Source organism: Rhodococcus sp. 5G237 (genome assembly GCF_053764735.1).
Map to the genome: position 1 here is coordinate 85,056 of NZ_JBSNCD010000001.1, position 14,495 is coordinate 99,550.

Annotated in this window: 14 protein-coding genes; 6 read left to right on the forward strand and 8 right to left on the reverse strand. The window is 67.5% G+C overall.

What is annotated here, in order from left to right; genetic code table 11:
* Positions 1 to 2: 2 nt before the first annotated feature.
* Positions 3 to 1,682 carry an ABC-F family ATP-binding cassette domain-containing protein gene (locus tag ACWPOC_RS00410; protein ID WP_016691173.1) on the reverse strand — a complete coding sequence of 560 codons (1,680 nt, stop codon included), beginning with the start codon at positions 1,680 to 1,682 and terminating at the stop codon, positions 3 to 5.
* 304 nt (positions 1,683 to 1,986) lie between these two features.
* On the opposite strand from ACWPOC_RS00410, the gene ACWPOC_RS00415 reads away from it, so the two are divergent.
* Together ACWPOC_RS00415 and ygiD are read left to right on the forward strand one after the other, a co-directional pair.
* Positions 1,987 to 2,823: an alpha/beta hydrolase gene (locus tag ACWPOC_RS00415; protein ID WP_455407825.1), complete on the forward strand. Its 837-nt coding sequence runs from the start codon at positions 1,987 to 1,989 to the stop codon at positions 2,821 to 2,823.
* A gap of 23 nt (positions 2,824 to 2,846) precedes the next feature.
* A complete protein-coding gene (gene ygiD / locus ACWPOC_RS00420; RefSeq protein WP_159419094.1) occupies positions 2,847 to 3,689 on the forward strand; it encodes a 4,5-DOPA-extradiol-dioxygenase in 843 nt (280 codons plus the stop codon).
* Between the two features lie 4 nt (positions 3,690 to 3,693).
* On the opposite strand, the gene ACWPOC_RS00425 is transcribed toward ygiD, so the two are convergent.
* The 5 genes from ACWPOC_RS00425 to catA form a co-directional block, all read right to left on the reverse strand.
* Entirely contained in the window at positions 3,694 to 4,662 is a 969-nt protein-coding gene (locus ACWPOC_RS00425) for an alpha/beta hydrolase (protein WP_016691169.1), read from the reverse strand.
* Between the two features lie 75 nt (positions 4,663 to 4,737).
* Positions 4,738 to 5,874 (reverse strand): alkaline phosphatase family protein, encoded by a 1,137-nt coding sequence (locus ACWPOC_RS00430; protein WP_258260885.1) that lies wholly within the window; start codon positions 5,872 to 5,874, stop codon positions 4,738 to 4,740.
* A gap of 34 nt (positions 5,875 to 5,908) precedes the next feature.
* Positions 5,909 to 6,190 carry a muconolactone Delta-isomerase gene (gene catC / locus ACWPOC_RS00435; protein ID WP_006553167.1) on the reverse strand — a complete coding sequence of 94 codons (282 nt, stop codon included), beginning with the start codon at positions 6,188 to 6,190 and terminating at the stop codon, positions 5,909 to 5,911.
* A gap of 37 nt (positions 6,191 to 6,227) precedes the next feature.
* Entirely contained in the window at positions 6,228 to 7,355 is a 1,128-nt protein-coding gene (locus tag ACWPOC_RS00440; protein ID WP_016691167.1) for a muconate/chloromuconate family cycloisomerase, read from the reverse strand.
* A gap of 148 nt (positions 7,356 to 7,503) precedes the next feature.
* Positions 7,504 to 8,355, reverse strand: coding sequence for a catechol 1,2-dioxygenase (gene catA, locus ACWPOC_RS00445; protein WP_016691166.1), 852 nt, complete (start codon positions 8,353 to 8,355; stop codon positions 7,504 to 7,506).
* Between the two features lie 192 nt (positions 8,356 to 8,547).
* Here catA and ACWPOC_RS00450 point away from each other — a divergent pair, with 192 nt between their 5' ends.
* A complete protein-coding gene (locus ACWPOC_RS00450) occupies positions 8,548 to 9,345 on the forward strand; it encodes an IclR family transcriptional regulator domain-containing protein (RefSeq protein WP_037189706.1) in 798 nt (265 codons plus the stop codon).
* Between the two features lie 12 nt (positions 9,346 to 9,357).
* Here ACWPOC_RS00450 and ACWPOC_RS00455 read toward each other — a convergent pair whose 3' ends face one another.
* Entirely contained in the window at positions 9,358 to 10,278 is a 921-nt protein-coding gene (locus tag ACWPOC_RS00455) for an AraC family transcriptional regulator (RefSeq protein WP_120280741.1), read from the reverse strand.
* A 252-nt stretch (positions 10,279 to 10,530) separates the two neighbouring features.
* On the opposite strand from ACWPOC_RS00455, the gene ACWPOC_RS00460 reads away from it, so the two are divergent.
* From ACWPOC_RS00460 to ACWPOC_RS00470, 3 genes are all read left to right on the forward strand, one after another.
* Positions 10,531 to 11,097 (forward strand): flavin reductase family protein, encoded by a 567-nt coding sequence (locus ACWPOC_RS00460; RefSeq protein WP_120280742.1) that lies wholly within the window; start codon positions 10,531 to 10,533, stop codon positions 11,095 to 11,097.
* Between the two features lie 32 nt (positions 11,098 to 11,129).
* A complete protein-coding gene (locus ACWPOC_RS00465) occupies positions 11,130 to 12,743 on the forward strand; it encodes a 4-hydroxyphenylacetate 3-hydroxylase family protein (RefSeq protein WP_120280743.1) in 1,614 nt (537 codons plus the stop codon).
* A gap of 93 nt (positions 12,744 to 12,836) precedes the next feature.
* Positions 12,837 to 13,331, forward strand: coding sequence for a hypothetical protein (locus tag ACWPOC_RS00470; RefSeq protein WP_120280744.1), 495 nt, complete (start codon positions 12,837 to 12,839; stop codon positions 13,329 to 13,331).
* Between the two features lie 78 nt (positions 13,332 to 13,409).
* Here ACWPOC_RS00470 and ACWPOC_RS00475 read toward each other — a convergent pair whose 3' ends face one another.
* Positions 13,410 to 14,333, reverse strand: coding sequence for an AraC family transcriptional regulator (locus ACWPOC_RS00475; protein ID WP_120283768.1), 924 nt, complete (start codon positions 14,331 to 14,333; stop codon positions 13,410 to 13,412).
* Positions 14,334 to 14,495 lie beyond the last annotated feature (162 nt).

The window sequence follows — 14,495 nt, forward strand, 5'->3', positions numbered from 1 at the left end:
GCTCATGTCTTCGGTCCCTTTCGGGTGCATTCCTTCGGGGCGAGCCCCAGAGCCAGGTGCGGCCAGTGGGCGATGTCGCGTCGCATCTGCCGGTCGTGGGTGGCCACGGCGACCGCGGCGTCGGTCGCCCCCAGGGCGTCGGTCAGTTCGTCCACCAACGTGATCGACAGGTGGTTGGTGGGCTCGTCGAGCAGCAGCACGTGCGGTCGCGCGGCGAGCACCATTGCCAGGTCGAGGCGTCGTTGCTGGCCCATCGACAGGTCGCGGACCCGCTTGCCGAGGTCGCGTTCGGTGAACAGTCCGAGTTCGTCGAGATCGACGGCTCCCTGGTCGGGGACGAGGCCGGCGACGACCAGTTCGCCGACGTGCGCGTCGTAGACCTGCTGTACCCGCGCCGCCGACGGTGCCGGCGACTCCTGGGCGAGCCGCCCGATCCGCACGACGGGATCGCTCTCGCGGGTTCCCGCCGTCGGTTCGACCTCACCGGCGAGCACTGCGAGCAGCGTCGACTTGCCGGCGCCGTTGGGTCCGGTGATGACGAGCCGCGAACCGGCGAGGACGGCCAGGCTGACCGGACGGTCGAGCCGGCCGCGCACCATGACGTCCTCGACGCGCACCAACGGTGTGTCCGGGTCGATCCCGTCGGCCTCCGCACCGAGCGCCGGCATCGAGAACTGCAGCGGCGGTACCGGTACCGCCACCGCGTGGTCGTCCAGCGCTTCCTGACGGCGGTGCACCGACTGCACGAGCGCCGGCGCACGGGTGGCACGCTGGTGCTTGCCGGTGCCCTTCTCCGGCCGCCAGCCGGTGACGAGCCGATCCTGCGCGGATTCGAGATCGGACTCCAGCCGGGCCCGCTCGGCCTGCTCCCGGGCGTATTCGCTGACCCAGCGGGCGTATTCGGCCTCGCGTCCCGTCCGGAAGCCGGCATATCCCCCGCCGTACAGGCGCGGACGACCGTCGCGGCTCGGGTTCAGGTCGAGGATCGACGTGGCGACATCGGTCAGCAGGGCGCGGTCGTGGCTGACGAGGATCACGCCGCTGCGGGTCTGCTGCAGGCGTTCGGTGAGATAGTCGAGTCCCGACGCGTCGAGATGGTTGGTCGGCTCGTCGAGCAGCAGGAAGTCGTGTTCGGCGCCGAGCAGTGCGGCCAGGCGCACGCGGTAGCGCTGCCCGACCGACATCTCCGCCAGCGGTCGCGAACGGTCGGTGACGGCGCCGAGCGCTTCGAGGGCGGTGTCGACGCGACGGTCGGCGTCCCACGCGTCGAGTTGCTCGGCGATCTCGAGGGCGTCGGCGTACGCGTCGGCGGCGCCCGGACGCTCGTCGGCGAGCGCTGCGGTGCTCTCGTCGAGCGCTCGCAGAGCCGCGCGGACGTGGGCCAGCTCGATGTCGACGAGATCGCCGACGGTGCGCCCCTGCGCGACGGTCATCTCCTGCTCGGCGATGCCGAACGAGCCGAACCGACGCACGGTCCCCGAGTCCGGTTCGAGGCGGCCGGCGAGGACGTGCAGCAGTGTGGATTTGCCGCGTCCGTTCTCTCCGACGACGCCGAGCCGGGACCCCGGTGTGACCGCGAGGTCGACGCCGCGCAGGACGGGATGGCCGTCACGGGCGAGGTGGACGTCGACGGCGCCGAGTTGGGCGCGGGAGCGCCGGGGCAGGGTGATGCTGATGGTCATGTGGTTTCCTCCGTGCGGAGGCGCACTCGTCCCCGGATCACGGGTGGGAGGATGCGCTCGCTGACGAACGGCCGGACACTCGGCCGTATTCGGGTACGGCTCGAACCGCGACCTCGGAGTACGTCCCGAGTCGCGGAGTGGGTGTCGTCAGTGGAAGTAGAGCGCCTGGATCATGATCTCCAGGGTACCGAGCGCCCGACCACCGTCAATCGAATTTCCGGCTGCGATCGCGGAGTGCCTCCGCGGACCGGTACTCGTGCGAGGATGCGAGGAACAGCTGTCGACGAGGCCGCAGGAGGCGCTCATGGAGCACACCGAATCGTCGTTCACCGGCGTCGGCGCGATCCCGATCGTGTACGACGTGTGGTCGCCGGAGGCTCCCACCGGCGTGCTGATCCTCAGCCACGGACTGGGTGAGCATGCGCGTCGCTACGACCACGTCGTCGCGCGGCTCACCGATCTCGGTCTCGTCGTGTACTCCCCCGACCATCGCGGTCACGGGCGGTCGGGCGGCAAGCGTGTGCGCGCCCAGGAGATGCGCGAGTTCACCGACGACCTCGACAGCCTGATCGATCTGGCGACCCATGCGCATCCCGGTCTGCCGGTCTTCATGCTCGGTCACTCGATGGGCGGCGCGATCGCTCTGGCCTACGCGCTCGACCATCAGGACCGGCTCGACGCGCTCGTGTTGTCGGGGCCGGCGGTGATCGTCACGTCGGGCACACCGAAGCCGGTCGTGGAGATCGGCAAGCTGATCGGGCGTTTCCTGCCGGGTGTGCCGGTGCAGAAGCTCGACAGCAAGGCGGTCTCGCGCGATCCCGCGGTGGTCGCGGCGTACGACGCCGATCCGCTCGTGCACCACGGTCTCGTGCCCGCAGGGCTCGCGCGGGTGCTGGTGCTCAACGAGCAGAGCCTCGAGCGGCGCCTCCCGAAGCTGACGCTGCCGCTGTTGATCATGCACGGAACCGCCGACGCTCTCGCCGATCCGGCCGGGGCACAGCTCATCGCCGACCACGCGGGTTCGAAGGACCTGACGCTGAAGTTGTACGACGGGCTGTACCACGAGGTGTTCAACGAGCCGGAGAAGGACCGTGTGCTCGACGATCTGACGGGTTGGTTGAAGGCCCGGCTCGACAGCTGAGAGGAGGAGTGATGTCGTCACGCATGCCGGTCGCGTTCGTCGGCCACGGCAGTCCGCTCAACGCGCTCGAATCGAATCGGTACACGCAGGCCTGGGCGGCGTTCGGGCGATCCGTGCCGACGCCCCGCGCGATCCTGGCGATCTCCGCCCACTGGTTCATCAACGCCACCGCGGTGACTGCGATGCGCTCGCCGCGCACGATCCACGACTTCTTCGGGTTCCCGCAGGAGTTGTTCGACGTCGAGTATCCGGCGCCGGGTGCTCCGGAACTGGCGGAGGAGATCGCCGATCTCGTCCATCCGACGTGGGTGGGTGCCGACGTCGACTCGTGGGGCATCGATCACGGCACCTGGTCGGTGCTCACCCACGCCTTCCCGGAGGCGGATGTCCCGGTGGTCCAGCTCAGTCTCAACGCCTACAAGTCGCTCGACTACCACGTCGAACTCGGGGCCCGTCTCGCCGGACTCCGCGACCGCGGGGTGTTGATCGTCGCGAGCGGCAACGTCGTCCACAATCTCGGCGCGATGGATCCGCGACGCCCGGCCGCGGGGTTCGATTGGGCACATCGGTTCGACGAGGACGCCTTCGCCGTCCTGCGCGACCGTCCCGGTGACGCCGCGGCGCTGGGTGAGCACCCCGATTTCCGGCACGCGGTGCCGACCCCCGACCATTTCCTGCCGTTGCTGTATGTCGCGGGTCTGGCCGCCGAGTCCGGGGAGCAACCGGCGACCCTCGTCGACGGTGTCGAATACGGATCGCTGTCGATGACGTCCTACGCCGTCGGCGGGAACTGTCCGCCGCGCGACGGGGACGGCCACGGCGCCGGACTGCCCGAGAGCCCGGAGCCGCCCGACACCAACCTGTGAGCGCTCAGGCGGCGTCGTCCACGGCGACGATCGCGCGTCGCGCGAACCGGGTGCTGAGCCCGATCAGTTCCATGGCCTCGGGGATCGCGCGGGCCAGGACCGGCCACGCGTGGATCTGCCCGCGCCACAGATGTGTCTCTACGGTGCGTCCCGCCGACGCGAGTCGCTCGGTCATGATCTCCACGTCCGGCCTGGTCAGCTCGTATTCGGCGGCACACATGAACATCGGAGGGAACAGCGCCGGATCGGCGTCGACGGGGTTCCTCTCGCCCTCGATCGCCTCCTCGCCGGCGAACCAGCGCGGACTGATCTTCCCGAGTGCCTTGATGGGCAGGTAGGCGTCCCTCGCCATGTACTTCGGGTCGTGCTTGTCGAGGTCGAGGTTGAGCAGCGGCGAGTAGCCGATCACCGCGGCCGGTCGCTGGATGCCGCGACGCGCGGCGAGTTCGGCGACCTTCGCCGCGAGATAACCGCCGGCCGAGTCGCCGCCGACGACGATGCGGGTCGGGTCGTCGGCCACCTCGAGCAGAGCCGTGTACGCGTTCATCGCGTCCTGCACCGAACCTGCGATCGGCACGGCGGGCACCTGCCGGTAGTCCATCGAGTACACCGGGGCGCCGGAGTCGAGCGCGAGCTGCACGCACAGCTGACGGTGCGTGGACGGGCCGCAGAAGATGAAGCCTCCGCCGTGGAAGTAGAGGATGGTGGCGTCGTCGAGCGGGTCGTCGACCGGCTTCGGGGAGATGATCCGCTCACCGGGCACTCCGCCGAGTTCGGTCGGCGTGACATGCACGGCGCGCGGCGTGGGCGTGATCCTGTCGACCACCCACGACAGCCGGCCGAGCACGGCGATGCCGAAGTCGTTGCTCGGCCAGAGACTCAGAATCGGCTTGAAGAGGATCCGGACCACCCACAGGAGGATCAGCGCGACCCTGCTGCTGCGGTCGTGCCAGGTCACCGCATCGGTACGCATGTGCACACACTATGTGACCGATATGTTTCGGGCATCGAGAGTTCCGACACCCGGCGGCCCCGGACCTCGAACGCGTCACCCGATCCGCAGCAGCGGCACGAGCAGTTCCTCGTCGGTCAACGCCCCGTGCTGCCCGGGAAGGTTCGACATGACCTGCTCGCCGTCGCTGCGGATCACCGTCGATTCGCCGCGTCCGACGGCCACGATGTCGCCGATCCGCTTGGTCAGCGCCGGATCGGGATCGGATCCGAACAGGCACGCCGCGAACGCGTCGTCGCGGGTGCCGACCCACGCGTGGTCGCCGAGTTCGTTGCGCCAGCGTTCGAGGACCCGGTCGACGTGGTCGGTGTAGATGTGGCGGCACCGCGGTTCCCCGGCGATGACGGTGACGTCCTCACCGAGACCGGGGGTGTGGTCGAAGTCGATGCGGCGACCGCGCGAGGCGTCGACCATGCCGTGATCGGCGGTGACGAGCAGGCGGGTGCCGGTCGGCAGCGCGTCGGCGAGTTGCTCGACGAAACGATCGACCACCGTGAGTTGCGCGAGCCATGCCGCGGACTCCGGCCCGTAGACGTGCCCGAGGGTGTCGACCTCGCCGATGTAGCAGTAGACGAGACTGCGGTCGCCGGCGCTCACCGCGGCGACGACCTGGGCGAGCAGATCGCCGTAGGCGGAGACCCCGACGAAGTTGCCGCCGCGCAGCACGGCCCGGGTGAGGCCGCTGCCCTCGAAGGCCTTCGGCACGACGGTGGTGACGGTCAGGCCCGCCTCGCGGCCGCGTTCGAACACCGTCGGGTGGGGCTGCACGGTCTCGGGGACAAGATCGTCGCGCTGGTCGATCGCGGTTCCGGCGAGGGTCCAGCGGAGCCAGTTGACCGGGGCCTCGATCTCGTCGACGTACGACTGGTAGCCGGTGATGCCGTGGAGGCCGGAGGGCAGCCCCGTCCCGAGGGAGGCGAGGCTGACGGCCGTGGTCGTCGGGAAGCCGGCACGCATCGGGCTCCCCGGCGCCTGCGTCAGATACGGAGCTGCTTTCGCGTTGCGCTGCAGCAGTTCCCACCCCATTCCGTCGACGAGCAGGACGACGGTGTGATCGACGGGGGTGAGATCGAGTCGGTTGGTCTCACCGGCGACCCCCGCGGACGAGAGCACCGACGGCATCAGGTCGGCGAGGGTCGGCTCGGCGTAGACGTCGCGCAGCGGCAGGCTCATATCCCGAGTATGAGCCACTCGCCGGCGCCGAGGGTCACTTGATGTCGGAGCCGTGCTTCGTCAGCGGCATGACCTCGATGTTCATGTAGGGGAACAGCGGCAGGTTCCACAGGATCTCGTGCAGTTCGTCGGCCGACTCGACGTCGAAGATCGAGATGTTGCTGTACTGACCGACGATCCGCCAGATCTCCCGCCATTTGCCCTGGCGCTGGAGATCCTGGCTGTAGGCCTTCTCCTTCGCGACGGTCTCGGCGCGCACGTCGGGGTCGAGATCGCGGGGGATGTCGACATCCATCCGAACGTGGAACAGTGCCATGATGTTTCTCCTTCTTCTGTTCTGACGAGAGCGCGGATCAGGAACGCGCGTACTTCTTCACGACGTCCATGTCGAGTTCGACGCCGAGTCCCGGGCCCTCGGGCAGGTGCACCTGACCCTCGGAGTAGTCGAGCGGCTTCTGCAGCAGTTCGACGGCGAACAGCTGCGGACCGAACAGTTCGGTGCCGTAGTCGATCCCCGGTTCGGCGCACGCGAAGTGGACGGACGCGACGGTCCCGATGGGACCTTCGATGGAGGTTGCACCGTGGCACCGCAGGCCGGCCGCCTTCGCGACGGCGACGACCTGCTTGCTGCGCTGCAATCCGCCGCACTTGGTGGTCTTGAGCGCGACGACGTCGGCGGCACCCAGCTTGGCCACCTCGTACGCGTCGTGCGGGGTCTGCACGGACTCGTCGGCCATCACCGGCGCCGAGACGCGTCGGTTGATCTCGGCGAGCACGTCGAGTTGATCTGCGGGAGTGGGCTGTTCGATGAGCTCGACACCGCCGTCGACGAGCTGCGGGACGTGGCGCAGCGCGGTGAAGCGGTCCCAGCGGGCGTTGACGTCGATGCTGAAACCGACCTCACCGCCGAACGCCTCGACGATCTTGACGACACGATCGGTGTCGACTACCGGGTCGAGCGCACCCATCTTGAGCTTGAAGGAGTAGTTCAGGCGCTGCTCACGCTTGTGCGTGACCTCCTCGACGATCTCTTCGAGGGGCGCGGCGCCGAGCGCCCACCGCACGTCGACGCCGGTCCGGAAGGCGCCACCGAGCAGCGACGCGACCGGCACACCCAGCGCGCGTCCCCATGCGTCGTGCATCGCGACGTCGACGGCGGCCTTCGCGAATCGCGCGTTGGCGACGATGCGCTCGATATCGACCATGACGCCGCTGATCTCGTCGACTCCGCGCCCGATGATGTAGGGCCCGATGTAGCGGTCGACGATCTGCTGCATCGTCTCGACCGATTCGCCGCCCCACCACGGTCCGCCCGGCACGACGCCCTCACCGTAACCGGTGACGCCGCCTTCGGTGGTCACCGCGACGAGCAGGATCGGCTGCGCTTCCGCGGTGGTGGTGGCGAACTTGTGGGGTCGGATCAGCGGTACGTCGATGATCGTCGTGGTGACGGAGGCGATCTTCAGATCGGGGTCGGACATCGGAATTGCTCACAATCGGATCGGGGTGTGACAGGGGGTAGGCCGCCGGCGCATTCAGCATGAATGCCGGTGCCCCAGAGGGACACCGGCATTCACGATGCGAACCGCACTCTCATTCGGGTTGATCAGGCCGCATCCGCGGTCCGGATCACGCTTCCGGGTCGAGCACGAAGTTGTAGGTCACTTCGGCGATGCCGTCGGCGTTGGGCTGCGGGTCCAGGATGAGCTCGGGCTTGACGGCCGTTGCGACATCGTCCTCGACCCACTCGCCGCCCTGGAAGTACAGCTGGGTGGTGATGGCGCGCTTGCCGGGGGCCTTCACCATCAGGTGCAGGTGGGCGGGACGCCACGGGTGCCCGCCGTAGGACTTGATGAACCAGCCGGTCGGGCCGTCGGACGGGATCTGGTAGGGAGCCGGCTTGAGCGTGGTGATCTCGAAGTTGCCGTTCTCGTCCACCTCGACGGTGCCGCGCAGGTTCCACTCGGGGATGCCGGGGGCGAACTGCGAGTAGTAGCCCTCTTCGTCCGCATGCCACAGCTCGACGGTGGCGCCGGGCAGACCGTTGCCCTCGAGGTCGGTGACCTGGCCCTTGAAGATCAGCGGCGGTGCGACCTTGTCCTTCTCGCGCATCGGCATCGTGCACTTCGACGGGAGCTTGGGGCTGTCCGGGACGTAGTAGGGGCCTTCGATGGAGCCCTTGGTGCCGGTGAAGCCCTTGCGGTTGTAGTGCACCTTCTCGATCTCGTGCTCGAGGAAGACGTCCAGCCACAACGGCCACTCGCCGTACTCGCCCACGTCGATGAGCCACTGCTTGAGCACGCGGTACTCGTCGTAGGTCACCTGGTGCTTGTCGACGATGCCGGCGAGCGCTTCGAGCAGGTCTTTGTAGATCGCCGACGCGCGCTCGACCGAGGTATCGGACGTGACCCGCTCGGACTTGAACTTGTCGGTCGCAGCATTGCCGGACCCGTGAGCGGTGGGGTTCTCCATGGTGGTCATGGCTCTCCTCGTGAAGGGCTGAACTATCGGAAAGTGCGGGGCCGGTGCTACACGGGGGCTGCGGTGATCACCGGTCGGTACGCTGTGCGTACTTGTGTTTCGCAGTGCGTACACCACATACTGTGCGTGGTGTCACACGGCTTGTCAACACCGGATCGGGCACCATAGGCGAGTGCGCAGGTAGGAGGCGGGATGTCGAGCATCGACCTAGGTAATGGTCCTAGCAGCGAACGGGACTTCATCCAGAGCATCGAACGCGGTTTTGCGGTATTGCACGCTTTCGACGACGAGGACCCCAATCCCTCACTCGCCGAACTCGCAGCCAAGACCGAGCTGTCTCGACCAGCAGTTCGACGCATCCTGCTGACACTGCAGAGGCTCGGCTACGTCACCTCACGCGGGACACGATGGTCGCTCACCCCGCGCGTGCTCAGCATCGGTCAGCACTACACCGCGTCCCATACCCTCGTGGACTCGGCGCTCCCCAAACTCGTCGAGATCGCGGAATACGCCAACGAATCGGCGTCGCTCGGCGTGCTCGACGGCACCGAGGTGGTCTACGCGGCGCGCGTTCCGGTCCGCAGGATCATGAGCATCAACGTGTCCGTGGGCACCCGCGTCCCCGCCTACGCCACCTCGATGGGCCGGGCACTCCTGGCCTGGTCACCGCGCGAACAGGTGGATCACGTACTCGACCGGACACACTTCGAGCGACTCACGAGCGCGACGATCGACAACCCGGCCGACCTGCGCGCCGAGCTCGCCCAGGTACGCAGTCGGGGATACGCGATCACCGCCGCAGAACTCGAAGAAGGGCTCATCACGATCGCCGCGCCCGTCTTCGACCCCACGGGCCACGCGGTCGGAGTGCTCGCATGTTCGACGTCGACCGGCCGGCACACTCTCGACTCGTTCCGCGATCTCACCGCGAAACGGGTGGTGGACTGCGCAGAGCGGCTCAGCAGCGAACTCGGCTACCGCCACCACTGAGAGCGGCCCACCTCATCCACGCAAGGTCGCCGACGGCGCGACCCCGTACTTGCGCTTGTAGGCCGCCGCGAACCGGCCGGTATGGGTGATGCCCCATTTGAGCGCCACATCGGTGACCGACAGTTCTGCCGCGTCACCCACCGCGAGTTCCTCGTGGATGCGCTCGAGGCGCAGGTCGAGCAGATAGTCCCGCGGGCACACCCCGAGATACTCACGGAATCCCTCCTGTAGGCGCCGCACGCTGACACCGGCCACCTCCGCCATCTCGGCGGTGGTCCACGCCGAGGCGGGATCCTCGTGCAGCCGATCGAGGACGCGCTTGATGATGCGCGGACGCGCACCTCCGGTCGGATCCGCATCCTCCGGCATGACCGCAAGGATGAACGAGGTGGTCAGAGCGCCCGACAGTTGCTCCGCGACAAGCGGATTCCGCCACAGCGATTCGTCCGCTTTGAGCTGTTCCACAATCGAACGCAACAGCGTCATCCAACTCTCCCCCGCCGGGGTCGTCAGATCCACCCGGCTCGGAAGCTGCAGATCGGGACGGGCGAGGATGCGCGACATCTCGCGCTGCAGATAGTCGCGTTCGAGCTTGATCCCGACGATCTCGCAGTCGTTCGTCCACTTCTGCTCCGGAGCTGCGATGTCGGGGCGGAAGACGGCGGCGTGACCGACCTCCGACACCACGCCGTTTCCGGCGGCGATCCGACCGGAGAGCGGAATGTTCACCGCGTACGCCCCGGGATGCTCGCTTCGGATCGACACCGCCGCTCCCCAGCCGATGCGCGCGAGACGGATCGGCCCGAGCGGCAGCGTGCGGAGCCGGAGCGAGGGCGCGACGTCGTCGAGCGGCGTCAGGTCGTGCTCGAAATAGGCATTCGAAACGACCTCTTCCACCTCTTCCCATTCGACCGGCCCCGGAGTCGGCTCCATTGCCATCGGCCCCTCACCTTCGTTTCCAGCTCGTCGTCGGCGTCCCGACCTGCGCATCCGTGTGATTCGAGCGCGTGCGATCCAGTGTGATGCGGAACACGGCCCCAGGCAAACAGGGCCCTTCGGCCCACTCGTCGCGCTAGGTGGATAGTGACCGCGCTCACCGGATCGCACAAGCTTCTCGACGTCCATATGGTCTGTGTCACATCGAATCGAAGTCCATCAACACGCACCGGACAGGAGGACGCAGACATGGATCAGCGCACACTCCGCAACATCTTCGGACAGTTCGCGAGCGGCGTCACCGTCATCACCTGCGCGAACAGCGACGGGGAGCCGCACGGCGCGACCGTCACCGCGTTCACGGCCATCTCACTCGAACCGCGCCTGTGCCAGGTCACCCTGACCCGGACGTCGAAGGCCTGCGGATTCCTGTCCGACGCGCCGTTCGCCGTCAACATCCTTGCAGCCGACCAGCTCGGCACCGCCCTGCACTTCGCCGGCCGGCCCCAGTCGCCCGAACCGGTGTGGGAACAGGGACCCACCGCACCGATCCTCGCCGGTACCGCCGCGACGCTGTCCTGCAAGCCCTGGCGGGAGTACGACGGCGGCGACCACGTCATCTACATCGGCGAAATCGTCGACGCGACATTCGACGAGACCGCTGACCCGCTTCTGTTCTACCGCAGCACTTTCCACGATCTCGGTGCGCCGAGCACGTCGACTGCGTGGAACGGCTGCCTGGACGACCCGCACAGCGGCTGGTTCGACTCCCAGACCCGTTTCGTGCCGTTCCACGCACTCGCCACCCACGCCTGAAACTTCACTCCCACCGGACAAGGAGACATTCCATGACCACCACCGAGCCCCGGCCCACCGACACCCTCGACCGTTCGAAGGTGAACGTCGCCGCCGACTCCCCGGCCAACAAGCAGCAGAACTTCGCATCGAAGCCCATGACGGGCGACGAGTACATCGCCTCCATCGACGATGGCCGCGAGATCTACCTGCACGGTGAGCGCGTCAAGGACTTCACCAACCATCCGGCCTTCCGCAACTCGATCCGGATGACCGCGCGTCTCTACGACGCCCTGCACACCGGCGAGCACGTCAACACCCTCACCACCCCGACCGACACCGGCAACGGCGGCGTGACCATGCCGTTCTTCCGGACCCCGAAGTCCGCGGACGACCTGCGGGCCGACCGCGACGCCATCGCCACCTGGGCGCGACTGACCTACGGCTGGATGGGCCGCAGCCCCGACTACAAGGCGTCCTTCCTCGGCACGCTCGGCGCGAACGACGAGTTCTACTCGCCTTTCCAGGACAACGCGAAGCGCTGGTACCGCGAATCGCAGGAGAAGGTCCTGTACTGGAACCATGCGATCATCAACCCGCCGGTCGACCGCCAGCTGCCGCCGGACCAGGTCGGCGACGTGTTCATGAAGGTCGAGAAGGAGACCGACGCCGGCCTCATCGTCTCCGGCGCCAAGGTCGTCGCGACCGGCTCGGCCATCACGAACTACAACTTCATCGCCCACTACGGTCTGCCGATCAAGAAGAAGGAATTCGCGCTGATCTGCACGGTGCCGATGGACGCACCCGGCATCAAGCTCATCTCGCGCGCCTCCTACTCGCAGAACGCGAACGTCGTCGGCTCGCCGTTCGACTATCCGCTGTCGTCGCGGATGGACGAGAACGACGCGATCTTCATCTTCGACAAGGTACTCGTGCCCTGGGAGAACGTCTTCATGTACGGGGACGTCGACAAGATCAACAATTTCCTCGGTGGTTCCGGCTTCCTCCAGCGCTTCACCCTCCAGGGCTGCACGCGACTCGCGGTCAAGCTCGACTTCATCGCCGGTCTGCTCATGAAGGCCCTCGACGCCACCGGCGCCGGCGGATTCCGGGGCGTGCAGACCCGTGTCGGCGAGGTCATCGGATGGCGCAACCTGTTCTGGTCGCTCACCGACTCGATGGTCAACAACCCGGAGCCGTGGATCGACGGCACCGTGATCCCCAAGCTCGAATACGGCCTCACCTACCGGATGTTCGCGATGCAGGGCTACCCCCGCATCAAGGAGATCATCGAACAGGACGTCGCTTCGGGCCTGATCTACCTGCCCTCGTCCGCCGCCGACTTCAAGAACCCCGACGTGCGTCCGTATCTCGACAAGTACGTCCGTGGCTCGGACGGCATCCAGGCGGTCGACCGCGTGAAGGTCATGAAGGCGCTGTGGGATTCGATCGGCTCCGAGTTCGGTGGCCGTCACGAGCTGTACGAACGGAACTACGCCGGCAATCACGAGAACGTCAAGGCCGAGCTGCTGTTCGCGGCCGAGAGCCGTGGCGACGTCGCCTCCATGAAGGGCTTCGCGGAGCAGTTCATGAGCGAATACGACCTCGACGGCTGGACCGTGCCCGACCTGATCGGCAACGCCGACGTCAGCGCGTTCTACAAGTAGAAACCCGCACTCCGCGCGCGGGCGGATGATCTCCGTTCCCCTGCCCGCCCGCGCGCGGCCCCAACATCCACCCACCGCGAAGGAGCGTCCGAGATGACCACGACCGCTTCGAACTCCGTGTCCCATCCCCCTGCACCGGAATTCGACGCAGTGGTCCTCGGACGCTCCTTCGCCTCCCAGCGGGTCTCGGCCCGGTTGCGCGACGAGCTACGGCTGGCGGTCCACGAGATCGGCACCGCGAGCGCCGTCCGCTACGACGACATCGACCATCGGTGGGAGATCCTCATCGGCGGCACCGTCGTCGGCCGAGCGAAGTTCGTCGTCGACGGACACGGCGGTCTCACATTGCAGGGCCGAGACGGCGCCGCGCTCGAGCGCGATGCCCTGACGGTGCACGGATTCCCGAATCTGTTCCGCCCCATCGTCGGTACGCGCACGGACCCCGTCGGGTACACGGTGTCCTGCATCGAGTACATGCTCAGCAACGGCCTGGACTACGTCGAGCGGCGGCTGCGGACGCCGGTCGCGGACGACGACTTCCCCGAGTTGTCGTTCGATCGGCCCACCCCGATCCTCTGGTTCGGCTGAGCAGTTCGGGGAGGACGCACGAGCGGGTGACGACCACGAGGTCGTCACCCGCCTGCGTGCGTCCGTGTCCGCATGCGCTCACCCCCTCAGGACCTCCGTGGGGGTGACGCCGTACCGCTTCCGGAAGGCGGCGGCGAAACGTCCCGGATGGCTGAAACCCCACCGAAAAGCTACATCTGCCACCGTTGTTCCCCCGGCAGCGAGATCCGCGTGGGCGCGATCGAGCCGGATGTCGCGCAGGCACGCGGACGGACTGCTGCCCACGTACTCGGAGAATGCCTCCTGCAACCTGCGCACGCTCGTCCCGGCGATCTCCGCCATGTCGGCTGCCGTCCAGACGCGACCCGGATCCTCCTGCAGAGCGTTCAACACCCGCCGAACCATGCCCGGGCGGGGTGCCGGTGACACTTCGTCGACCGGCGCGACCGCCAGGACGAACGCCGCAGTGACCGCACCGCCGAGCTGGGCCGACACGAGAGGATTCGTGAGCAGCCGGGTCGGCCCGGCGAGCTGCTCGCTCAGCGATGCCACGAGACGGTGCCATTCCTGCGCCGAGCCTCGCAGATCGAGGCGGTCCGGGAGTTCGAGGCGCGACCGCAACGGACCACCGAGAATGCGGTCCGCTTCGCGTTCGAGATGATCTCGATCGAACTTGATTCCGAGGACCGAACATTCGGCATCCCACCGTGTGATGAGCGACGGGGTGTCCGCGCGGAAGACCGTCGCCGAGCCGAGTTCGGAGACGACAGTGCCCGAGCGCCCCTGCGATTCGAGCCGCCCGCTCAGCGGAATGTTCACCTCGTAGGCACCGGGATAATCGCATTCGATCGCGACCTCCGCTCCCCAGCTCATCCGGCCGATCGTGACGCCTCCGAGATCGGCCGAGATCAGTTCGAGCTCAGGACGATCCACCTTTCCGAGGTCCGTCAGCCGGTGCGGGAAGTACACGTCCGCCACGACGCGCGAGGCGTCGTCCCAGTCCTCGATCTCGCGCACACTCACGCCTTCGAGACTAACCGTTGCCGAGACCTGGATCACATAGTCGCGTGATTCGTCCAGGGACCGCGCAATGTGCATCGACCGGTCGGTCGGCGGACTCGTATGGTCCTGGCCACGTCAACAACGGTCCGGCCGTCGCCGGACGGCTCCCGACCCGGAGGTACA